Origin of the sequence: uncultured Zoogloea sp. (assembly GCF_937894855.1) — a bacterium.
Lineage (GTDB): Bacteria > Pseudomonadota > Gammaproteobacteria > Burkholderiales > Rhodocyclaceae > Zoogloea > Zoogloea oryzae.
This window is the reverse complement of record NZ_CALAYQ010000155.1, coordinates 13,602-34,981: the sequence shown is the minus strand read 5'-3', so window position 1 is coordinate 34,981 and position 21,380 is coordinate 13,602. Positions and strand designations below refer to the sequence as shown.

General features: G+C 64.9%; 15 protein-coding genes, 1 pseudogene and 1 CRISPR repeat array (1 of these 17 only partly in view). Of the genes and pseudogenes, 1 reads left to right on the top strand and 15 read right to left on the bottom strand.

Features of this window, described 5'->3' with window-relative positions:
- The 15 genes and pseudogenes from Q0672_RS17820 to Q0672_RS17750 form a co-directional block, all read right to left on the bottom strand.
- A pseudogene (locus Q0672_RS17820) lies at nt 1-254 on the bottom strand (hypothetical protein); the annotation flags it as partial.
- A complete protein-coding gene (locus tag Q0672_RS17815) occupies nt 245-1,036 on the bottom strand; it encodes a CRISPR-associated endonuclease Cas1 (RefSeq protein WP_298624409.1) in 792 nt (263 codons plus the stop codon). The gene Q0672_RS17815 and the pseudogene Q0672_RS17820, both read right to left, overlap by 10 nt.
- Before the next feature lies 1 nt (nt 1,037).
- A complete protein-coding gene (gene cas1, locus Q0672_RS17810; RefSeq protein ID WP_298624407.1) occupies nt 1,038-2,027 on the bottom strand; it encodes a CRISPR-associated endonuclease Cas1 in 990 nt (329 codons plus the stop codon).
- Between the two features lie 4 nt (nt 2,028-2,031).
- Nucleotides 2,032-2,316, bottom strand: coding sequence for a CRISPR-associated endonuclease Cas2 (locus tag Q0672_RS17805; RefSeq protein ID WP_298624405.1), 285 nt, complete (start codon nt 2,314-2,316; stop codon nt 2,032-2,034).
- A 172-nt stretch (nt 2,317-2,488) separates the two neighbouring features.
- A complete protein-coding gene (gene csm6, locus Q0672_RS17800; protein WP_298624403.1) occupies nt 2,489-3,595 on the bottom strand; it encodes a CRISPR-associated ring nuclease Csm6 in 1,107 nt (368 codons plus the stop codon).
- 58 nt (nt 3,596-3,653) lie between these two features.
- The gene (csx2, locus tag Q0672_RS17795; protein WP_298624401.1) at nt 3,654-4,820 is read right to left on the bottom strand and encodes a TIGR02221 family CRISPR-associated protein; all 1,167 of its coding nucleotides are present in this window, start codon (nt 4,818-4,820) and stop codon (nt 3,654-3,656) included.
- Entirely contained in the window at nt 4,817-5,113 is a 297-nt protein-coding gene (gene csx16 / locus Q0672_RS17790; protein ID WP_298624399.1) for a CRISPR-associated protein Csx16, read from the bottom strand. Before csx16 ends, csx2 begins: the two co-directional genes overlap by 4 nt.
- Nucleotides 5,110-6,039, bottom strand: coding sequence for a CRISPR system precrRNA processing endoribonuclease RAMP protein Cas6 (gene cas6 / locus Q0672_RS17785; protein ID WP_298624396.1), 930 nt, complete (start codon nt 6,037-6,039; stop codon nt 5,110-5,112). Before cas6 ends, csx16 begins: the two co-directional genes overlap by 4 nt.
- Nucleotides 6,036-7,358 carry a type III-B CRISPR module RAMP protein Cmr6 gene (gene cmr6, locus Q0672_RS17780; protein WP_298624394.1) on the bottom strand — a complete coding sequence of 441 codons (1,323 nt, stop codon included), beginning with the start codon at nt 7,356-7,358 and terminating at the stop codon, nt 6,036-6,038. Before cmr6 ends, cas6 begins: the two co-directional genes overlap by 4 nt.
- A gap of 2 nt (nt 7,359-7,360) precedes the next feature.
- Nucleotides 7,361-7,723, bottom strand: a complete 363-nt coding sequence (locus tag Q0672_RS17775) for a type III-B CRISPR module-associated protein Cmr5 (protein WP_298624392.1) — start codon at nt 7,721-7,723, stop codon at nt 7,361-7,363.
- A gap of 2 nt (nt 7,724-7,725) precedes the next feature.
- On the bottom strand, nt 7,726-8,619 hold the full coding sequence (gene cmr4 / locus Q0672_RS17770; protein ID WP_298624390.1) for a type III-B CRISPR module RAMP protein Cmr4: 894 nt from the start codon (nt 8,617-8,619) through the stop codon (nt 7,726-7,728).
- A 20-nt stretch (nt 8,620-8,639) separates the two neighbouring features.
- Entirely contained in the window at nt 8,640-9,617 is a 978-nt protein-coding gene (gene rhuM / locus Q0672_RS17765; protein WP_298624388.1) for a virulence protein RhuM/Fic/DOC family protein, read from the bottom strand.
- 10 nt (nt 9,618-9,627) lie between these two features.
- Entirely contained in the window at nt 9,628-10,776 is a 1,149-nt protein-coding gene (locus Q0672_RS17760) for a type III-B CRISPR module-associated Cmr3 family protein (RefSeq protein ID WP_298624386.1), read from the bottom strand.
- On the bottom strand, nt 10,773-13,748 hold the full coding sequence (cas10, locus tag Q0672_RS17755) for a type III-B CRISPR-associated protein Cas10/Cmr2 (protein WP_298624384.1): 2,976 nt from the start codon (nt 13,746-13,748) through the stop codon (nt 10,773-10,775). Before cas10 ends, Q0672_RS17760 begins: the two co-directional genes overlap by 4 nt.
- A gap of 10 nt (nt 13,749-13,758) precedes the next feature.
- Nucleotides 13,759-14,784, bottom strand: coding sequence for an RAMP superfamily CRISPR-associated protein (locus tag Q0672_RS17750; RefSeq protein ID WP_298624382.1), 1,026 nt, complete (start codon nt 14,782-14,784; stop codon nt 13,759-13,761).
- A 421-nt stretch (nt 14,785-15,205) separates the two neighbouring features.
- Here Q0672_RS17750 and Q0672_RS17745 point away from each other — a divergent pair, with 421 nt between their 5' ends.
- Nucleotides 15,206-20,260 (top strand): RecQ family ATP-dependent DNA helicase, encoded by a 5,055-nt coding sequence (locus tag Q0672_RS17745; protein ID WP_298624380.1) that lies wholly within the window; start codon nt 15,206-15,208, stop codon nt 20,258-20,260.
- Nucleotides 20,261-20,645: 385 nt separating this feature from the next.
- Nucleotides 20,646-21,380: direct repeats of the CRISPR family, unit length 37 nt; unit sequence GTTTCAACCCACGTCCGTCATTGCTGACGGACGAAGC (it continues 385 nt past the right edge of the window).

The following is a 21,380-nucleotide window of genomic DNA, read 5'->3' as shown; positions in this document are numbered from 1 at the left end:
TCATCGTTGCGCGGTGGGAGTGACTGAAAACCTCGGGTTATTCGAGGTGCCCTCACGTCGTCGTTCTTTGCGTCGATGTAGGTCTCCACATCGAGCATAAGCTGCCCCATGGCCGCAGGCGTGCCTTCGAAATGGAAGACGGAGTATTGCACCGGGGTGGCAAGTTTCACCAGGAACCGGTGAAGTCGGTGCAGCCGTCGTGGGTTGGCGATGTCGTAGCAGATCAGCCACCCTTGGGGGGCGTTCAGCGCCATGCATCAACCTCGCGGGCCATGTGGCATTTCAGGTCGCACAGATGATGTTGAAGCCGAACTTCCCGTTGCCGAGCCCAGGCTTCAAAGAGATGTGCAACCAGTTTGTGCTGGTCTGTCTGTGCTGGCAGTGTGCCGCATTCGAGGTTGAGTTCTGCCCACAGCAGGGACGCGAGCTGGCTGGCAAGCTCGAAGGCCTGCGCATCGAAGCCCCAGTAGGTGGCTTGCAGGCCGGCTCGCTGCAAGTGATCAACCGCAAGTGCATGGCAGAAGCCCTCGCCCTGGGGTTCGAAGATCAGAGGGTGGGTACCGTTGTAGATAAACTGCCGCTTCAGTTCGCGATATTGCTCGGGTGACAAGGGGCGTTGGTTCGCCGCTGCGCGATGTGCGCAGTCGATAAGAATTTGATGGCGCCGGTGGGTCACCCAGTTTTCGAAGCGCTGGGGCCAGTCCTGCAGTTCCAGGTAGGTTTCCAGCAGGGCTGCGATGGGTGGATGCCGGGGATGGCTCGCCTGGGCGCTGCCCACGGCGTGACCATGAGCGTCGATCCAGGTGATGGCGATGCCGTTTGCGAAGCACAGCTTGAGTGCCTCGCCGCTCCAGAGCGCATGGGTGTTGCAGATGACCCGGGCGATACGCGACGCCGGGTAGCGCTGAAGCTGGTTGCTCGTCAATCTGAGGAGGAGGTGGTCGCTCCCTGCGTCTATACGCGTGCCCATGCTGGCAAGCAGGTATAACGCCTTGCGCTCGGGGGTGTTAATGGCCGGCTGGCTACGAATGACCATGTCAGAACTCCTCGTCCTCGTCGTCCTGCCCCAGCAGCGGGGTTCCTTCGTCGCGCAGTGTCCGTGCAAGCTGCCGGCAGGATTGCCGAAGCCAGCGGCGCGACCGTGGGGCAAAGCGCTCCCACAGGGCATAGAAGTGGCCCCTGCCGGCCTTGCCGATCAGGCAGGCTCCTTTGTCCTGTGAGAAATGTTCCGGTCTCAAGGGGCCGACCGTGAATTGCTGCCAGAGCCATTCGTCGACGGCGGGGCGGAGCGGCTCAATCAGATCGCAGGCCAAGGATTCGCGGCCAAAGCTGGGCCGGTGGTAAAAGCCGAGCAGAGGGTCGAGGCCGGCGCCGTGGGCGGCGCGTACCGCGTCGAAGTGGAGCAGGGTGTAGCCGAGAGACAGGCACGCATTGACGGGGTCTCTGGGCGGGCGCCTGTTGCGACCCGTAAAGCCGAGCTGTGGCGCAAAGAGCGCTTTGTATCCGCCAAAGTAGGCGCGTGCGGCGCTGCCTTCGAGCCCGCGCAGTCGGGCGCATTGATCTTGCCTGTTGTCAGGCTCCAGTTGCGAGAGTGCGTGGGCGATGCCGTTGCGGGCATTGAACAGGGCCTTGCGCTGGTCGGGGCGCAGGGTTTCGGCTCTTTCCAGAAAGCGGTGCTGTCGTGTGAGCTTGGCGCGAACCTTCTGGAACGCCCAGGCCGCGCAATAGGCGGAGTCGGTGACCCGATGGGCCTGGGCGAGACGCACGGCCGCGTCGTTGTGATGGGGCCCGAGCACCAGGGCGGCCTGACGACCGGCCCTGGGGCTGAGAACCAGGGTTGCGATTCCCGCTTCGGCCAGCTTGATGAGAACCTGGCTGTCCAGGTGAGTGCGGGCGCCCTGGATCACGACCCGTTCGAGAAGCCGAAGGGGGACGGTTTGTGTGCGGGTGCCGTTTTCGTACAGGGCGAGCGCTCCGTCTGCCATACGTACGTCGAGATCGCTGCGGTCGAGGAACAGGGTACCCATCATTTCATCCTACGTAGAAGTAAGCCGGGTCGCTGGGGCGGGAGGCGAGTCCCAGGGCATAAGTGCGCGCTCGCGGGTCCAGGCGTAGCAGGAAAAAGCGGTCATCGTCCTCGTCGAGCAGCAGCGCCATGCCGTGAAGCAGTTCCGAGCGTTCCGACTGGGTCAGAAAAACCTCATGAACAGACTTCTGGCCGCCCGTGGTGTAACCCCGTATCAGCGCCAGGGCTGCGGTGCGGCGGCGGTGCTGGCTGATGTCATAGGCGGCCAGATACAGATCCCGATGCGTCACGATTCGCTCTCTGCTGCTGTGATGTCGGTACCAGTGTGCGGCGGTTGATGCGTCGGAGGCGGGGTGACAAGCTTGCCGTTGTGGCAGCAGGCGGCATGGGGTTGGGATAGGGTGTGGGTTCGGGGCGAGCCGCCGGGGGATATGGTCCTGTACTTCCCGGCAGCGGGTCTGGTCAGCGAAGGGTGATGGTGCTCAGGGGGAGGGTGAGCCCTCGACGGGTGTCGGGGCGTTTGCCCTCGGAGGCCAGGAGGTAGGGGCTTGCAGCCGGGCCGAGTTGCTCCTGGAGGGTGCGGTTGAGCTTGGCGTTGTTCTGCTCGAAGAACTCTTTCTCCATGCCGTCGGCCAGGCGCTTGTGGGCTCTCTCAAGGGCTTCGGCGTCGATGCCGACGACGGACCGGTACAGCGTCAGGAAGCTCCCGGCGTCCGCCCTCCTCCAGTGCTGCATGGCTTGACCGTTCAGGGCGTTGTGAGCCCACCACGCCATCCATGCGAGCAGCGCAGGGGGCAGCGTTACCTGGCGTTCGCCGCAGAGGACGCTTCGGGAGGCCAGTTCGATGACCAGTCGGGGCGGTGCAAAAGTGGCCTGCAACGCATCGACCGTGGCATTGAAGCCGGCCCGGCCTTCCAGCAGTGCTTGGGGAAGGCCGTGGCGCAGGCGTACCACAGGTATTTCGGCCAGGGTGACGATGGCATCGGCGGTGTCGATGTGCCGGTTGTCTCGTGTGCTCAGGCGGCGCGGCGTGGCGGGAGGGTAGAAGAACTCCGGGTGGCTCTCGAAGGGGCTCGAGACCAGGACGTGGGACAACCTGTCCTGGGGACGGGCATACAGCGAGAAGGCGTATCCCAGGTAAAAACCCATGGTCTTACGCCCGCCTGCAATCGAGACGTGCAGCGCCACGTCGGGATCGCGGGTGAGCGCAGCCATGAGGGCGGTGATCGCGTCGGCGGCTGCGGCGTTTTCCGCTGGTGTGCGGATGTCAGGTAACGGCGTTCCGTCTTGTGTGCAGATGACGTGAATGCCGGAGTCGTCGAAACGCGGCCGGCCCAGTTGCGGGTAGTCGTCAATCAGGGCATGAAACTGGCCCCCGTCCGGATGGAGCAGCGCTGTCCGGGCGAGATCCCGACCGGTGGTTGTGGTGAGCAAGTGAATCTCGGTTGGGACGAAGGCCGCATCCTTTGCGAGAGCCAGCGCGTATAGCGTTTCGGTGACGATCTGCGGGGACAGGCCGGTGACGGCCAGAAGAATGCGTCGCGGGTAGGTGCTGGGGCGGGTGTTCATGGGGGTGGATTGTGCCGGGCGGCGTCCTGGCCGGGGCCGCACGGCAAGCTTGCCGTGATCAGACGAACAGGGTCTTGCGCAACTTCCGGAGTGCGCCCTCCAGCTTCTCCCGGTCGGATACCACCTTGATCTCCTTGTCGTCCTTGGGCCTTACGCCGTGGGCGAGGGCATTCCGGAGGTATTCGAGCTGGCGAACATCAGGTTGTTTCTTTCTTTCTTCTTCGTAGGCTTCCTTGCGCTGATCAAAGTCGTTGGGGTTGAGCCGGAGCTTGTTGGTGGCTCGCGTGATGAACGATTCGAAAAGATAGATGCTTGCCCGCAGGTAGTCCTGCCGCGCCAGATAGGCGTCCCCCAGTGATAGCTCCCAGTCTGCGCGGTTGTTGCCGCGGTGCCAGTGGATGCGTTCGGTGAGTTCGTCGCGAAACAGTTCGCCGAAAGTGCCTTCGTGAGTTTTCACGGATTCGAATACGCTGGAAAGCTTCTCACGGGATTTGACCGGATTGCTCGTGCGTTCAAAGAATGCGGCCTGGGTGAGCAGGTCGGCCCGTTGCGGATCCATACCGTCCTCGCCCAGCAGCGCAGCAAAGGGGCCGTAGTCGCCGTCCTTTTCGTAGCTGGCCAGGGCTTCGACCCAGTCCAGCATCTGCAGCATTCCAGATAGCCGGAGGACGGGAGTCTCGCCACCCGGAGGCGTCATTTCCAGCGCCCCGTAGTACAGCTCCCGCACCTTCACGCGGCGCACGTGGGAAAGGAAGCGGGCTGCGACGAGCGCGAGCATGGGCAGGTGCCGGAAGCCGTGGGTGACGTCGAGATCCACGGCTTCGCCCTGATGGACAGTTTTCGATAGCGTGAGCAGAACGGCTGCCTGTTCTGCGTTGTTTCGTGCGTAGGGGATCAGCAGGCAAGTGACCGGAACACCGAGCTTCTGGCTGAGATGGGATTCGTTCAGGCGCAGTAGATCCTCACTGACGCGCTCCTCACGTACGGCGTCGATCAGCGGCAGAACGGTTTCATCGTCTGCGCCCTGATGCTCGAAGAACACATCCCACATGCTGCCCGGGGTTCCCACAAGGATGAGCCGCTCGGGCTTCAGGTACTCGGTAAGGCCAATGCCAAAAAAAGGCACGTTGCAGCTGAAGCCACCATCGAAGCGGTACTGGGCCGTCCGGTAGCCGGTGCTGGGGTCGGAGCGTCCTTTGCCGAGAAAGCTGATCAGGGTTGTCATGATTGTCTGAGTACAAAGTAGGGTTCGAGCACGGCCTGGTACTTCTCCAGATCGTCGGCGCTCAGTTCGCGGCCACGATCGGTGGGTTTTAGCCGCAGGGACAGGTTCCAGTAGCTGGCGCCACGGGCGCAGACTTCCGCTGCCAGATTGACCGGCAGCGAGCCGATGACCCGGTCTCCCGGGGCAATCAGGGCGGGGTCCAGGTGGGTGACGTGCAGATCGAAGGGGTGCCTCTGGCGCTTGATCCATTCCAGGGCGCCGGGGTGCCGGCTGACGAACCATGTTCTTGTCACGGATGGGTCTCCAGGGTGTAGGCGCCCAGACCAAACACGGTTTCTTTACCCAGATGAAGCCATTGCCCCAGGTGCAGGAAGGGCAGGAAAGGCTCGAGCTCGCCTTCCAGGGTCCAGCGTCCCATCACGCCGCCCAAGTCCATCCGCTTCTGCTGGCGGCTCGAATAGCGGGACCAGTCCCGCCAGCGCAGCGATTTGTGGCTTCCCAGCGTATCGGCCCGGGCGGCCAGCGCGGAAAAGTCGATGGGCAGCGGGCCGTCGCCGTGAAATTCGCACATCAAGGCGGTGCGCCGGATCAGGCTCATCAGGAGCTTGCGGGGAGTCAGCTCGTCGGCGCTGGCTCGCCGGCCGTTGGTTTGCAGGCGCAGGGGGGCGTGGAAATCGAGGGTGACCCGTTGCCCCGTGGAGTCGGGCACGGCAGGTGCGTCGACGGAGTGGGCGGCAATCGGGCCCTCGGCCCGGTCGGCGAGCTGCCGTGCGCCCTGGGGGGTGACCAGCCACAATGCGCTCAGGCGGGCGGTGCCATTGCCGTGGCCCACGCCTCGACGGAATGCGCCGTCGAGCGCCCACAGGATGAGTGCGAGCCTGTCCAGCGCATGGCCTGCCAGCACAAGGTGAAACGAGAGCCTGTCACCCGGCGCGTAGCGTCGCTCGCCCCATTCCGGCGGTTCGAGCACGTAGGGGCGGGGAATCTGGTTGAAGTCCTGCAGGGGATGAGCGGGGGTGGGCGGACGCGGCTCGAAGATCTGTGCGTAGGCGCAACTGGCCAGCAACGGGCAGTCGTCGCACTGGGGGGCGCCAGTGACGCAAGCTCCGGCGCGCAGGGCATGACCCAGGGCACCGCGCAGCGTGGAGCCCGCGAAGGCGGGCAGGCTGAGCGGTGTCTCCACCGTGAAGTCGAGCCGGTAACGGGCGATACGGATCATTTGCCGTCCAGCCAGCCCATGACCTTGAGGGTGTCCTGGTGGTCGTTGTCCTTGGCGGGGTTCTTCTTCTCGGACTTCTCCCGCCATTTCTTGCCCATCTGCATCAGGGCCTTCACTTTTCCGGCGACGGCGATCTTCTCTTCGCCAGTCCAGTGGTCCTTCTTCAGGGCGCCAATCAGGGCGCTCAGTTCGCTCTGGTTCTTGTCCGGGCGACCGTCGAGGAGCTCCCGGATGCCTCTGTCGAGCGGGGACAGCTGGGCCAGCTCGGCGTCACGGGCCTCTGCGGCTGCGCGCTTCTGCGCCTCTTCTTCGGCCTTGCGTCGCGCGGCTTCCTGGCGGGCAGCCGCGGCCGGGTCGGTCTGCATCGATCCGTAGCCCACGGCGGTCTTGGCGCCAAAGCCGAGCCATTGAAACGCGTGTTCGAAGGCCGCGGTCAACATGGCCTTCCAGCGCCCATCGGCTGCCAGCTCGGGGGCGATGCGGTGCAGGTGGTCCAGATCGCATTGGACATGAAAGGCAAAGCCGGAGCCGGGTGGGATGGTGAGGAAGGAGATGGGGTTGGGCTGGCCAGAGTCGTGGGGCGAGGCGCTGTTGCCGGCTTTCCGGTCGGTCTTCTGCTGGTAGTAGTGGCTCTGGTGGGGCGTCATGATGTCGACGGCCAGGCTGTCGCCCTTGATCTGCGGGATGACGTCCCAGAAGGTGAGGGCGCCGCGCAGGTGCTGGGCTTGCGGGCCCTCGGACTGAAGCCCGAAGAGGGCGTCCAGGGTCGAGAAGCTGATGTTCTCGTTGTTCAGTCGTAGCTGGAGGTCGCAATCCTTGCTCCAGCCGTGCTGGTCGCCCCACTCGCCGTCGGCGAGTTCCCTCGCGGCCTGGCGCAACACGCCCTTCACACCGCTGCCCGGCAGATAAGGCAGGCCGTAGGGGTTGAGGAAGGCGAAGCCGTTTTCCAGCGGGTGCTCGTTGCCCAGGCCGGTGGTGAAGGGGGCGGTGGCGAGGGCTTCGAGGCGAAGGCATCCTGCTGTCGGGCCGCTGGCGGTGAAACTGGACTGTTGTCGTTGAGCCAGCGCCTCAAGCGTCTGGCGGTCACGTAGCGTGAGCGTGCGTGCAGCATTCAGTGCGCTGACTTTGTTTTCCTTTTTGACTTCTCGCTCGTCTCGACCTTGTCCCCGAATTTCATAGTCAAGATCGAAAGTGGTCCACAAGTTGTCTTGAGTACGCCGGTTTATGCCCCATAACGTGAGGTACATCCCGAAACGCAGGCCCGGCGAGGCGTCCTTGAAATCCCGGCCGAGATAGGCCGGCACGGCGGCGATGGGCATGCTCAGTCTCCTTTCACGCGGGCCGGGGCCATCTGGCGCAGCCAGCGCAGCCAGGCGAAGGCTTCGGCGGTGATGGCCTGGTAGTCGGCGGGGGAGGCCTTCATCAGGCCTTGCATGAAGCCTTCAAAACCCGGATCGCGGGTGCCTTCCCCGCTGAAGCGCTTGACCAGCCAGGTTCGCAGCTGGCTGGCGACCAGGTCGTTGGCGCCACCTTTCTCATGACAGAAGGCCAGCACCTGCATCAGGCCGCTGTTCATGATCAACGCAGGCAGGCTCTTGGCGATGTTCACGTGGTCCTTGGTATACCGGGCGGACTGGTCCCAGGCGTCCTGGGCGCGTTGCTGTTCGAGGGTCAGTCTGCTCACGATCAGCCCTCCACCTTGGCGACCACCAGGCCGCGGCCGGTGGTCACGTCGCCGCCGATCTGCAGCAGCTTGCCGTCGATGACGGTCTTGATCTGGGTCATCACGATCTCGGCGGGCAATTGCTCGGCCTTGTTGCTGCGGGTCTGGCTGGCCAGCAGGGGGGCGATGAGCAGGGATTCGGGGGGCAGGTTCTCGGTGTAGAACAGGCCGCCATCGCTTGCGGTGCCGGTCTTTTCGTCGATGCGTACGTGGGGCTCCACCAGCATGGCGTGCTGGGCGAAGTAGGCGAAGTCGCTGTCGGAGAGCACGACCAGATCGGTCTTCAGCTTTTCGGCGAAGAAGGCGTAGGCGTCGCCGGCCGGCAGGCTGCGCTGGGCGAGATCGGTGGAGATCGCGGGCAGGTCGTCCGGGGAGACCTTGGCTTCGTACTCGAAGGCTTCCAGGTGCAGCTTGCTGCCGGAAAGCAACGCCGGATTGGCGATGAGGCATTTGCCTTCGGCAACGCTCGGCACTTTCCAGCCCGCCGGGCGCCCGACCAGACCGAGCAGGCGCTGGGCGCGGGATAGGGCTTGCGGGCAGGTGGCGTACACGTAGCCGCCGCGCAGGCTGCGCACGGGCAGGGCCACCAGTTGTGCGTCGCCAAAGCTCACGGCCCCGGCGTGCAGATCTGCGCTGCCTGATTCGGGCCCGAACAGGCGGTCGATCAGCTTTGCGTCGCCGCCAATGGCGGTGAAGCCATGCCGGACGGCTCCCTTGATGCCCGAGCCGGCAAAGCACGGGTGGCCGGTGTGACGCTCGCGCTGGATGGGGTTGTCGATGATGCCTACGGCCTGCCCGGCACCCATGTGCACCGGGCTGACGGCGTAGAGGAACAGGGCTGCATTTTTTTCGAACATGGTTTTCTCCCTTCGGGAATTCAGAAATTCGGTGCGCTGGCGGCGAGCAGATTGACGATCAGGCGGATCATCAGATCCTTGTTCTGCGGCTGGCTTTCGGCCACCAGCAGGGTCAGCGCGGTCAGCGCCGCCGGGTTGATGCTGCTCGGCATGTTTTCCTGCCGCAGGTAGAGCAGCAGCAAGAAGGCCGCGCTGCGCTTGTTGCCGTCGGCGAACGGGTGGTCCTTGATCACGAAATAGAAGAGGTGGGCCGCTTTCTCCTCACGGCTCGGGTAGAGCGGCTCGCCGAACATGGTCTGCTCGATGCTGCCCAGAATGCCGTGCAGGCCCTCGCTGCGTTCGCGGGCGAACAGGTCGGTGGCCTCGCCGCAGGCGTGCAGACTGGCTTTGAGGTCGTCAAGGGCGCGGCGGGCGGTGGCGTAATCGAGAATGCCCCGCGCCGGCTGGCAGGCGGCTGGCAGTTGCAGGCCGTCTTCGTCGTACTTGAGCAGCAGGTGCCAGGTTTTGGCATAGCCGGCAATTAGGCCGATGAGCTCGCGTCCGGTGTCGCTGATGAGCGCTGGATCGGCCAGGCTGCGGGCGAGCAGGTCGATGGCCTGGCGGGCCTCGTCGAGGCCACGCTCGGCCAGCCGGATTGCGTTGAGGCTGTACCCCTCGGTGAGATGTTCGCGCAGGACGCGGGTGGCCCATTGGCGAAAGCGGACGCCGCGCTTTGAGTTCACCCGGTAGCCGACAGAGATGATGGCATCGAGGTTGTAGTGCTTGAGCGTGCGTTTTACCTGGCGTTTACCTTCGGTTTGAACTGCTAAGAAATCCTTGGCAGTTGCCGCCTCGTCCAGTTCTTCCTCTCCAAAAATGTTTTTCAGGTGCATCAGCACGTTTTCAGGGGTGGTGCCAAAAAGTTCACCCATCTGCCGCTGGGTCAGCCAGACCGTGTCGCCCTCCAGCCGGACGGCGACCTGCTTGCTATCGGTTTCAAAAATCAGCAGTTCATTCATGGTCGGAGCCTCACCAGTAGGCCAAGGACAGTCGGTTGAACCCTTCGGCGCGACGCGCTGCATCTTCACAGGCTTCGTCCCAAAGGCCGGCAGCGGCAAGCTTGCCGAGCGCATCGGGCGTGGCGTCGAGTTCGTCCAGCCAATACACGCTGCCGGCGGGGGCGACGCGTTGGGCAGGCTTCGGCTGACGCCGGGCCAGATCCCAGCCGGAGATGGCCTCGAAGCGGGGCACGGCGGCGCAGACCAATTTGCCGCGCACGCCGCCAAGCGCGAAGCGGCCTTGGGCGTCAACGCCGGGCAGGCGCCAGCCGTCGGCAAAAATGCCCGGCGTGGAAAGCACGATGCGGCAGCGCCGGGCGGCGGCGATGGCGGCGTGGTCGGCGGTGGGTGGGCGGGCGTCGCAGGGGTGCAGCGCGGCGGTGCGGCCATCACCGCCCAGGCGCAGGCTGCCGTTCTTGGGCAGTTCGGCGCCGCTGACGGTAGCCACGAAGCCGACGTCGAATCCGGCGCTTGAGTGCTGACGCTGCACCATGCTCACCGCCTGCACGCTGAACAGCTTGCCGTCGGCGGCTCGGCGGGTGTGCGCATCAAGGCCGACGCCGACCCGGTGGTCGATGGCCCAGAGCTGGCTGGCTTTGAGCAGATCGTCAGAGGCGGGCTTTTCGCCCTTGAGGTACTTCTCCCATCCTGCCTGCGTCAGCCAGTAGCCGCCCGCCGGTTTGCTGCGTTGCTCTTCGGCCAGCACCGGCAGCAGGGGCAGATTGCTCGATGCTTGCAAGCCGCTGGCCAGCACCGTGGGTTGCAGGCCGCGCACGCTGCTGACCTTGCCGTCGCTTTCACTGATGACCAGATCGGCCGGCGGGGCGATGAGCAGTTCGACCCTACCATCGGAAAAGCGCCGAGCTAGATGGAAGGCAGTGACCGCAAAACTGCCGGGCCGCTTCGGAGTGCCGAGGGTCGGGTGATCGACCTCTTCACGGGCGAAGGCGGCCAGATCGACGCGCTCGTCGGCCAGCATGCGCGAGCGCAGCGCGCCCGCCGCGACCGACGGCCAGGGCGGCACCAGGGATTCGCCATGGCTGCCGGGGTCGCCAAACAGCTTGTTGCCGCGCAGGAAGAGCACGTCCAGCGGTTCGATGAAACGGGTCTCGATGCTCATTCGGAAGCTCCACTGCGGGTTTCGCGGGCCAGGAACTCGGCCACGCTGAGGAAGTTGGCCAGCCATTTCAGGCGGTCTTTGGGCTGCTGCACAGCCAGCGTGGCGAGACGCTGGGCCAGTTGGCGGATATCGTGTTTTTCGCCAGCAGCCTTGTCGGCCTGGCGGTCCATTTGATACGCCAGCAGATTGGCAAGCATGGTTGCGTCGCCTTCCGGCTCTGGCAGGTCGTGCAGCCACTCGGCGGTGTTGTAGACAGCCCGACGCGACACGCCTTCTTCCCGCAGAAAACATCGCAAGTCGTTCAACAGCTTCAGTGGCTCGCCCCATTCGGCGGTCAGCTCCAACTCACCGCCCGAGCGCTTGATGACAGTGATCGAGAAACGATCCCGGCCGGCGTTCTTGGCGCGCCTTTCGGCGGCCTCCAGCTCTCGGCGCACGGCGGCGAGCGGGGCCTGGTGGTGGGCGATGACGATGCCGCAGGACGCCGTAGCGGTGTGGCCCATCATGCGCATGAGCTTGCCCTTGAGGATGGCAAAGCCCTTGTGCAAGGTCAGGCCGCGCGGATCGCGCCCGCCCTCGTGCGCCGGATCAATGCCGGAATAGGCGTGGCGCAGGCGCTGCGCCGCCGGCAGCGCATCGACCACCGGCAGCATGGCCAGCACGTCGTCGCCGCCGGCGTAGATGACGCGGCCCAGGTGTTCTTCCTCGACCACGTGGCGCACCACGGTGAGCGAGAAATCATTGAGTGCGCCGGAGATGGCGAGATGTCGGTTGGGCGACAGGGCGCGCTTCTGTGCGCCATAGTCCTTGATTGCCGGTTGGTTGGCTGCGTGCTTCTTGAAGCCATCTTTCACCTGCGGGTGAAAACTGTCGCAGTACGAGATGGCCCACTGCGGATCGCCGGAGAGCATCTGCCCCATGCGGTCGCCGTCCATCAGCAGCAGGGCGTAATAGGCTTCGAGTTTGTCCACACCGAGTGTCTGGCGCACCAGTCTTTCCGCTTGGGCGCCGGCCGCGTCGTTGTCCTCTTCGTCGGCGGCGTCGAGCAGGCCGGGCAGGCGTTTGGCGATTTCGAGCTTGCGACGTTTGTGCCCGTATTCTTTCAACAGCTTGCGTGGCAGCGCCACGCTGTCGCCGCCGACATCCGGGGTTTCCGCGTTGTTGGTCTTTTCATCTTTCAGCCACTGGTCGAGCTGATGTGCCAGCGCCATGGTGTGGGTGGAAACGACGAAGCGGCCAATCTTCATCGCTTCACCGTTGTCGACCGCAGAAAGTGCCTTGCCCACTTCCTCGGCAAACAGCGTCGGCCATAGACGTTTGATGGCCGGCAGTGCGCCGAGGTGCTCGCCTTTCTTGGCCCACGACGGCTTCTCTTTCGCGATCCGAGCCCACAGCGTGTCGGCCTGCTGGCGATAGGATTTCTTGAGCTGTTCCCGGTCGGTCGTCAGCCATTCGGTCTCGCCGGTCAGCGAGCAGCGCCAGCCTTCCTGCCGGGTCTGGCTGAACGGGCGCACCGCCTTGGCGGCGGCCATGACGCGCTCTGCCAGCTCGTAGACGGCCGGGTAGAGCGCGCCGGGGTTGGGCGAAAAAAAGCGGCTGTCGTGGCCTTCACCCTGCAACACCTTCCAGGCCGGCGTATCAAGAAAGCCGCAGGGCTGGCCGGGTTCGACGCCGAAGAAGGGGGCCATCGCGTGCGACAACTGCACGGTGTCCAGGTCGGTCTGCTTCTCCTTGTTGTGTGGGGTGATCAGCGAGAAGGGCACGGCGGCCCAGTGAACTTCAGGGAAGCCGGCCAGTTGTTCCTGCATCTGCGCGTAAGGCTGCGGTGTTTCGGTGTCGAAACCTGCTTCATGCAGCAGACGCGAGACGACATCCCGGCCGGTGCTCTGCAGCCATGCGCGCACGTCGCTTTCAACTGACTCGGCGATGGCTTTGGCCCGGCTCGCCGGCACCACGGCGACAAAGCGGTTGGGCAGGGCGGCCGAGAACAGCGGGTTGCTGTCGGTGCCGCCCCGGTTCCATTCGCATCGCTCGAACAGGTCATTGGGTAGACCCATCCGGTCGCGCAGCCACAGATCCACCTGCGGCACACCGCGCAGGCGTGGGAACAGGATGGCATCCGGCCCGAGTGCCTCGCAAACCGGGCGCATGGCCTCCCAGGCCAGGCGGGACAGCAGGTGGGAGCCGGCCCACAGGTCGGAGGTGCTGCGGGCGGCGGCGATGAAGGGTTGGACCGGGCCGATGGACAGGGCCAGCAAGGCGGCTTCCCCGTTGGGGTCGGCGGCAAAGGCGCCGGCGAAGGCGGAGGTCAGGTCCAGGTGGTCCCAGATCGAGTGATCGGGGACGCGGGTGTCGGCGGGGAGCTGCTGCCAAAGGGGGCCGAGTTTGCCGTTGTCGGCCTCTTCGTTCAGCTCCGGGCCGAAGCGCCAGAAGGTAAGCAGCGTCTTGCGCAGGTCTTCTTCGCCCTCTTTGGCGCCCAGCGCCACGAGCAGATTCGAGAAATGGTTGCAGCTGCGCTGCTTGATGTCGTGGAAGTCGGTGTCGGAGAGGCTGTGCAGATCGAAGTGGGTGCCGGTCAGTGGGTGGATGAGCACGGGCTTGTTCGTCCAGCGTACCTGTGCCCAGTCGGCTACCGCGAAGGTCCTCTGTTGGCCGGCCTTGGTGGTGACGGTGATATCTTTCATCGGCCACTGCGGCCGGTCGGCCGCGGCGGCCCACCAGTCGGCACGCTGTACGTGGCGGTAGATGGCTTTTTTCAACCCCTTCTTGAACAGCACGTGGGACAAGGCTTCGTCGTTGTCCGGATCAATGGTGTCGCCCTCGTTGGGGGTGTCGATGGCGAGCAGCCGGGTGAGCGCCCGGGAGGTTCCCCCCTCGTGCCCGGCCGGATCGCGCAGCAGCACGAGGGCCTTCTCTGCCGGGTCGTGGATGCGTGCGGCGAGCTTGGTTTGCCAGATGATGTCGTTGTTCATGATCGGTCTGTCAGGCAGGAATGCGCGTGAGATGGCGGTCGGGTGAATCGAGGAAGGCATGCACTTTTTGCCAGACGCCGGCAATTACCAGCGGATCGGGCTGGAACGAAGCCGGGGGCAGACAGGGCATGTGGAAGATCACGCCGACGAGCTGGCCGTCGGGCGCAGGACGGATCTTGAAGCGCAGGCTGTTGGGGAGGCGGGCGTTGTTGCCCCAGCTCTGAACGGAATGGTGGGTCACCGGGTAGCTCAACCAGTGCCTTTCCTCGGGGTGCTGGGCATTCTTGCCGGACCGGAAGCTGAAGTAGGTTCGCAAGCTGATCTTGATGATCGCCAGCTCCCTCATCAGCGTTTGCCAGTTGGCGAACGGGCGGGTCTGCCAGATCAGTGGGCCTTTGGTGTCCGCACCGATGGCATGAGCCCAGTCGAGGCTCAAGGCGTCGCTCCAGGGGCGAATAGGGGTGAACGCAGGCAAGGCGGAGGTGCCCGAGCCCGGGTGAAGGCTGTAGGAGCCCCAGCCATTTCGGCTGCGACCGCCAACGGTGCCGAACTGATTCATCAGGGTGAGTGCGTGCTCGAGCAGCTGGGCATCACATTCCGGGAAGGCGATGCTGAAGGTGTTGCTGTCGCCGGCCTGGATGGCTGCATTGGCCTTCAGGGCCGTCCCCGCCCGGAAAACCAGCGGACCGAACCCTAGGTAAAGTTGGGAACCAACGGGTTTAGACACGTTTGGATGTGGAACCGAGTTGTCATGCCGCTCCCACTCATGCAATTTGCCCGGGTTCCAGTTTGCAAGCCGGATACGCACGTCGCTCTTGCTGAAGTTGTCGGCAAGCCAGGCATTGCCGAACAGCCGCCCTTCTTCCCGGCGCATCGCTTCGACATTGACGTGGAACTGATTGCTGGCCGCATACGCCACCCGCCACCACTGGCGTAACTGGGCTTTGAACGGTGGCGTGCGCCATTGGCCGCTCTGCTCCGCATTGCCGAGAAAGGCTGGCGCACAGAACTGAAGTGTGTACTGACTTTGTCTCATGGTGATCTCGGTTGAGCCGTTGCCTGAATGGGCAGTTTAAGGATGGCTGCTGGGGCAGATTGCGATGGCAAGCTTGCGAGGGCTTCGGCGGCACGGTCGGTGCGCAGCTTTTGCCTCGAGCGGTGCGGGGCGCTGGCGGGGTTGGCTGGGGCATGTCATGGGAGCTCCAGATGCTAGCGCCTGGCGACATCCATGCCCATATGCCGGAAGTCATAGGTTGCGCTTGTCTTGCGGCAGGAATGCCCGTCGCACGGTGTCCCGCCCCTTGGCCCTCCAGGCCAAGCCCCGGCTACAATCCCGGTCATGACGAAGACGAGATATCGACGGCATGGTTGGCCACGCTGACGCACTTCGAGCCCGGTGTCTGTGTCTGGATATTGAGACGGCGCGGCAGGAGAGAAACGCGCTGCGGGAGCTAGGTGTGTTCAGGCCGGATCAGGGCGTGCGCCTGCGGATTTCCGCTTCGGCGCGCGATCTGGTGTCCCGCCTCGATGCCGTCACTGAGGGCGCGGCTTTCGTGCTGGGGCACAACATCATTGCCTTCGACCAGCCGATCCTGGCGCAGCTTCATCCCGAGCTTGCGCTCCATCGCCTGCCGCTGCTGGATACGCTGGCCCTGTCGCCGGTGGCCTTTCCGCAGAACCCCTATCACCGGCTGGTGAAGGACTACAAGCTGTGCTCCACGACTCGTAACGATCCCGCCCAGGATGCGGAGCTGGCCTACGCGTTGTTCCTCGATCAGCATGCGGCGCTGCGGGCTCGAGTGGCAGAGCACCCGGACGAGGCGCTGTGCCTGCATTTCCTGCTTTCCCAGGAAAACGGGAAGGGCGTTGCCAACCTCTTTGCCACCTTGCGGCGCAGCCTTCGTCCGACGCTGGTGCAGGTTGCTGAAGCGTGGCAGCGGGCAACCGAAGGCAAGGTCTGCCGAACGGCGCAGCGCCGGGTGGTGGAAGACTGGCTCCCCGATCCCGCGTGGCACCCGCCGCTGGCCTATGTGCTTGCGTGGTTGCGGGTTGCGGGTGGCAATTCGGTGTTGCCGCCGTGGGTGGGCAAGCAGTTTCCCCAGACCCGGACGGTGGTGGTGGCGTTGCGCGATACGCCCTGTGACGATCCGGAGTGCGCCTGGTGCCGCGAGCAGCACGACATTGAGGCGCTGCTGCCGCGGTTCTTCCCGGGGATCACCCGTTTTCGCAGCACCCCTACCACGCCCGATGGGCGCTCGCTGCAGCAGGCCATCGTCGAGAACGGCTTTGCTGGCATTTCCAGTCTGGCCATTCTTCCCACCGGCGGCGGCAAGTCCCTGTGCTTCCAGCTGCCGGCGCTGGCCCGCTACTACCGCAACGGCAGCCTGACGGTGGTGGTTTCGCCGCTGCAGTCGCTGATGAAGGATCAGGTCGATAACCTGGAGGCACGCGGCGTCACCTGCGCGGGCTACCTCAACAGCCTGCTCAACCCGATAGAGCGGAGGGTCACCCTGGACAAGCTGCGCCTGGGGGATATCGGGCTGATCTTCGTGGCGCCCGAGCAGTTTCGCAGCACGGCCTTCGCCAATGCGCTGGCCCACCGGGAGATCGGGGCGTGGGTGTTCGACGAGGCCCACTGCCTCTCCAAGTGGGGGCACGATTTCCGGCCTGACTACCTTTACGTGTCGCGCTTCATCCGGCGCACCCAGGGGGCGCAGCCGTCGCCGGTGTTCGGTTTTACCGCTACGGCCAAGCCCGATGTTGTGGCTGACATCAGCGCGCACTTCGAGAGGCGTCTCGGGGTGGCGCTGGCGAGGCTGGAGGGTGGCGTCAGCCGCAACAACCTCGATTACGAGGTGCGCGCCGTGCCGCCCCAGGCGAAGTACGCCGAAACCCTGCGTCTGCTTGAGGATGCGCTGCGGGAAGAGGGCGGCGCGATCGTGTTCTGCGCCCGGCAGAAGACGGTCGAGGAGATCGCAAAGTTTCTGCAGGATGGGGGGCTTCCCTGCGCCTACTTCCACGGTGGCATGTTGCCGGCCGACAAGCGGCGGGTTCAGGAGGCTTTCTTGGCGGGCCAGTTGCGGGTGATCGCTGCCACCAACGCCTTCGGGATGGGCGTGGATAAACCCGATGTGCGGCTCGTCATCCACCTCGACACCCCCGGCTCCCTCGAGAACTACCTGCAGGAGGCGGGGCGTGCGGGGCGCGATCAGGCGCCCGCGCGCTGCGTGCTGCTGTTCGACGAGAAGGATCTGGATGTGCAGTTCCGGCTGCTCAAGCAGTCACGCCTCACGCAGCACGACATCCACGCAATCCTCAAGGCGCTGCGGGCCATCGAGCGCAAGGACCGGAGCGAGGGCGAGGTGGTCGTGACGAGCGGCGAAGTGCTCGTAGAGATGCCGGATAACCACCGCCTGGACCCGGAAGGCCGCGACACCGACACCAAGGTGCGCATCGCCATCGCGTGGCTGGAGGAGGCACGCCTGCTCGAACGCCACGAGAACCACACCCGGGTCTTTCCGGGCAGCCTGCTGGTGGCCAGTCTAGATGAAGCCCGAGACCTGCTGGCCCGCAAGCTGCGCGGGGACGCGAACCCCGAGCCCTATCTACGCATCCTCTCCGTGCTGATCCAGGCTGAGGAGGACGAAGGGCTCTCCACGGACGAGCTGATGCTCGCCACCGGTCAGGATTCACGCACCGTGCAGGCCATGCTGCGCGAGCTGAACCAATGGAAGCTCCTGTCCAACGACACCGAGATCGGTGTCACCTTCTATCGCGACCCGGATTCTGCCGATCGCCTCGACGCCCTGGCGCGGACGGAAGATGCCCTGGTCGCCACGTTGCGCGAGGCTGCACCGGATGCCGGCAACGGCGAGTTGCAGGTTCTCCACATGCGGTACCTGTGCGATGTGTTGCGTCGGGAGAGTCAGGGGGACTTCGATCCCGAGAAGCTCTCGCGCCTGCTCCGCTCCTTTGCCGAGCCCTTTGGCGACGGCGTGGCCCAGCGGGGTTTCTTCTCTCTCCGGCCGGCGGGGCAGGATAGTCGCTACATCAAGTTGCTGCGCAGCTGGAGCGAGATTGACGAAATACGCGCCCGGCGCATGCTGCTGGCGCGTGCGCTACTCAGTTATTTCCTGGCGCGCCGGCAGGGTAACGTGCTGTTGGTGACCTGCAAGCAGGGGGAGCTCGAAGCCGCGCTGCAGGCTGACATGACCCTGGCCGGGCTCGACATCCGCAACTGGGACGTGGCCCTGTCGTCGGCGCTGCTTTATCTGGACACCAATGAAGTGCTGCATCTGGCTCGCGGCAAGGCGGTGTTCCGCGCAGCGATGAAGATCGAGCTCAACCCGGAGGCCCGTCGGCGGCAGTTCAGCAAGGCAGACTACGCCGAGCTGGCACTGCATTACAAGGACAAGATCGTCCAGGTGCATGTGATGGCCGAGTACGCCAAGCTGGCCATCCGCAAGGTGCAGGCGGCGATGGCGCTGGTGATCGATTACTTCAGTCTCGACCGGGGCGAGTTTGTCCGGCGCTACTTTGCCGGCCGAAAGGAGGTGCTGGAGATCGCGACCACCGAGGCAGCGCACCGGCGCATTCTGACCAGCCTTGCCAATCCGGCCCAGCAGGCCATCGTGGCGGCGCCCCAGGATGGCAACTATCTGGTGCTCGCCGGGCCTGGCGCCGGCAAGACGCGGGTGATCGTCCATCGTGTGGCGTGGCTGCTACGCGAATGCATGGCCCGGCCCGACGAAATCATGGTGCTCGCCTATAACCGCTCGGCGGCCATCGAGATTCGTCGCCGCTTGTGGGCGCTGGTGGGGGGGGACGCAGCTGGCGTCACGGTGCAGACGCTTCATGGCCTGGCAATGCGCCTTACGGGCACCAGCTATGCGGTTGCACTGGAGCATGGCGAGAAGGTGGATTTCGGTGCCGTCATCCGGCGGGCAACGGAACGCCTGCGGGCTGCCGACCTGGGCGACGGCGTTGGCCCATCCATTGCTCGGGATCGCATCCTGTCGGGCATCCGCTTCCTGCTGGTGGACGAATACCAGGACATCAACGGCGATCATTACGCGCTGATCAGCGCCATGGCGGGCCGTACTCTACAGACCGAGGAGGATCGGTTGTCGCTGATGGTGGTGGGGGACGATGACCAGAACATCTACGCCTTTGACGGCGCCAACGTCCAGTTCATCCGCCAGTTCGAGACGGATTATCAGGCCCGCCGCTTTGCCCTCACCGAGAACTATCGCTCCACTGCCCATATCGTCGATTGCGCCAACACCCTGATCGCCCCGGCACGGGGTCGGATGAAAGCCGGGCAGGACATCCGCGTGGATCACGCCCGGCGCGGCGAGCCCCTGGGCGGCCGGTGGACGAGCCGGGATCCGCTCACCGGGGGGCGAGTGCAGGTGCTTGAGGTGGCAGGCCAGCTCGATCAAGAGGTTCGAATCGCGCTGGCCGAGCTGCAGCGCCTCCATGCCCTGGAGGACGACACCCAGCTCGGGGGGTGGGGGCGTTTCGCCGTCATCGCTCGTCGCTGGGAAGATCTTGAGCCCCTTGCCGCCCTGTGCCGGCAGACCGGTGTTCCGGTGCAGTTGGTGCGGGACGCCCAGCAGATCAATCTGTACCTCACCCGACAAGGACACGCGCTGCTGTCGCTGCTGCAGGGCTCCCGGCGGCGCGCTGCCGGCAGTCGCGTGTTGCTGCGGCCAGGCACCCTGGGGCGCTGGTTTCGGCGGCGTTTTCGGGTGCCGGTCGACGGGGCGCTCCGGCATCCCTTCCAGGCGGCGCTGGCGCAGTTCATCCTCGAGACCGAAGCGGTGGCGCCGGGAAGCGAGCGGGTCATCGCCGACCTCATCGAATCCCTTTACGAATTCGGGGCGGGCACCCGCAGCCCGGGCGGCGCCCGGGCCCATGCGCCGCTGGTGCTGATGACCGCCCACAGGGCCAAGGGCCTGGAGTTTGCCCACGTGCTGGTGCTGGATGGTGGGGGCTGGCAGGGGCGCAGTGACGACGAACGCCGGCTTTTCTATGTAGCGATGACCCGCGCCCGGGAGACGCTCACCCTGTGCGAGCAGACCACCGGCCGCCATCCCTTTGCACGGAGCATGGATGGTCTGACGCTCCGCGCCCGGCCGCCGGTTCCGCCCGCATCCGCCGAACTACGCGCCCGAATCTGGCAGGCCGATCCCGGCCACGTTGTGCTGTCATGGCCGGGCCACTTTGCGGAATCGGCACCGATTCACCGTCATCTCGCCGCGCTCGACGTGGGGGACCCGCTGGCGCTTCGACCCCGCCACGACAATCGGCCCGGCTGGGAGCTGGTCGATACGCATGGGGTCGTCGTGACCCGAATGTCGTTGAAGTTCCAGCCGCCCGCGGGCACGCTCACCCGGGTGAGCGTGGCAGCCATCCTGGTGAGACACGCCCGCGAGCAGGAGCCCAACGTGCAGGTCGGACGATGGGAGTTCGTATTGCCAGAAATCGAATACCTGCCCAGTGCGCAGTGATGTGGCCACGCCCGAGGCCCCCGCGTTCCGGTCTTGAGATTTTGTAGCGGGTTTCATCGCGTAGCGGGGCGACTCATTGTGTCGATGGCAGTGAAGGTTCGGGATTGGTTGTTGCATTGAACCTGGCGGTGCGGGCCTACCACCACTCTTAGTGGCGGTTTTCAGTCCGTCTCGGGTTGCTGCCCGCGCCCCTTTGGTAGCGTGGGACGTGCTGCGTGAATCGCCGCAAGACTTTTTCGCGGCGGGGGCTGGCTGTTTTCGAACGGCACTAGAGCCGCGCTGGATAAGGGGCCTCTGCTGGGGCGACTTCTGTCGGCCACCCATGGAGCTGGAAATCTTCCGGCAGTCAGCAACCCACACCCCATTCCCTCGCCGTCGCCAGCAAGTCTCAACCCACGTCCGTCATTGCTGACGGACGAAGCCTGGCCTTGGCCTTGTTCATCATGCCGGCGATCAGGTTTCAACCCACGTCCGTCATTGCTGACGGATGAAGCCCGCAAGGCCCGTGGCGCTCGCCTGCGCCGCAAGCGTGAGTTTCAACCCACGTCCGTCATTGCTGACGGACGAAGCCCAAGGGCCAGCAGCCCTGGAATGCAGGCACCGCCGTTTCAACCCACGTCCGTCATTGCTGACGGACGAAGCGCGAGCTGATCCGACTCATCGAAGCGGTCGATCCGCGTTTCAACCCACGTCCGTCATTGCTGACGGACGAAGCGAGGTGGGCGGCGTTCTCGAGGATGTTCACCATCCGTTTCAACCCACGTCCGTCATTGCTGACGGACGAAGCCGGCAACCAGATCGCCGATGGGGAAGCGCTCATTGTTTCAACCCACGTCCGTCATTGCTGACGGACGAAGCTATTGGAACGGCTGATGGCACCGCGCAGCAAGGTCGTTTCAACCCACGTCCGTCATTGCTGACGGACGAAGCCTGCCGGCGTCACCCTGGCCCGCCTGGCTCCGGGTGTTTCAACCCACGTCCGTCATTGCTGACGGACGAAGCGCTTGCAGAACAGCGGCAACGTCTGCCTCAACACGTTTCAACCCACGTCCGTCATTGCTGACGGACGAAGCACTTTTCGCCCCGGCCTCGGCCAGCGGCTGGCCGGGTTTCAACCCAC

Coding starts and splice junctions, on each gene's coding strand:
- cas1 (WP_298624407.1), bottom strand. CDS start 2,027: ATGGGTACCCTGTTCCTCGACCGCAGCGATCTCGACGTACGTATGGCA.
- csm6 (WP_298624403.1), bottom strand. CDS start 3,595: ATGAACACCCGCCCCAGCACCTACCCGCGACGCATTCTTCTGGCCGTC.
- cas6 (WP_298624396.1), bottom strand. CDS start 6,039: ATGATCCGTATCGCCCGTTACCGGCTCGACTTCACGGTGGAGACACCG.
- cmr4 (WP_298624390.1), bottom strand. CDS start 8,619: ATGTTCGAAAAAAATGCAGCCCTGTTCCTCTACGCCGTCAGCCCGGTG.
- rhuM (WP_298624388.1), bottom strand. CDS start 9,617: ATGAATGAACTGCTGATTTTTGAAACCGATAGCAAGCAGGTCGCCGTC.
- cas10 (WP_298624384.1), bottom strand. CDS start 13,748: ATGAACAACGACATCATCTGGCAAACCAAGCTCGCCGCACGCATCCAC.
- cmr6 (WP_298624394.1), bottom strand. CDS start 7,358: ATGCCCATCGCCGCCGTGCCGGCCTATCTCGGCCGGGATTTCAAGGAC.
- Q0672_RS17815 (WP_298624409.1), bottom strand. CDS start 1,036: ATGGTCATTCGTAGCCAGCCGGCCATTAACACCCCCGAGCGCAAGGCG.
- csx2 (WP_298624401.1), bottom strand. CDS start 4,820: ATGACAACCCTGATCAGCTTTCTCGGCAAAGGACGCTCCGACCCCAGC.
- Q0672_RS17750 (WP_298624382.1), bottom strand. CDS start 14,784: ATGAGACAAAGTCAGTACACACTTCAGTTCTGTGCGCCAGCCTTTCTC.
- Q0672_RS17760 (WP_298624386.1), bottom strand. CDS start 10,776: ATGAGCATCGAGACCCGTTTCATCGAACCGCTGGACGTGCTCTTCCTG.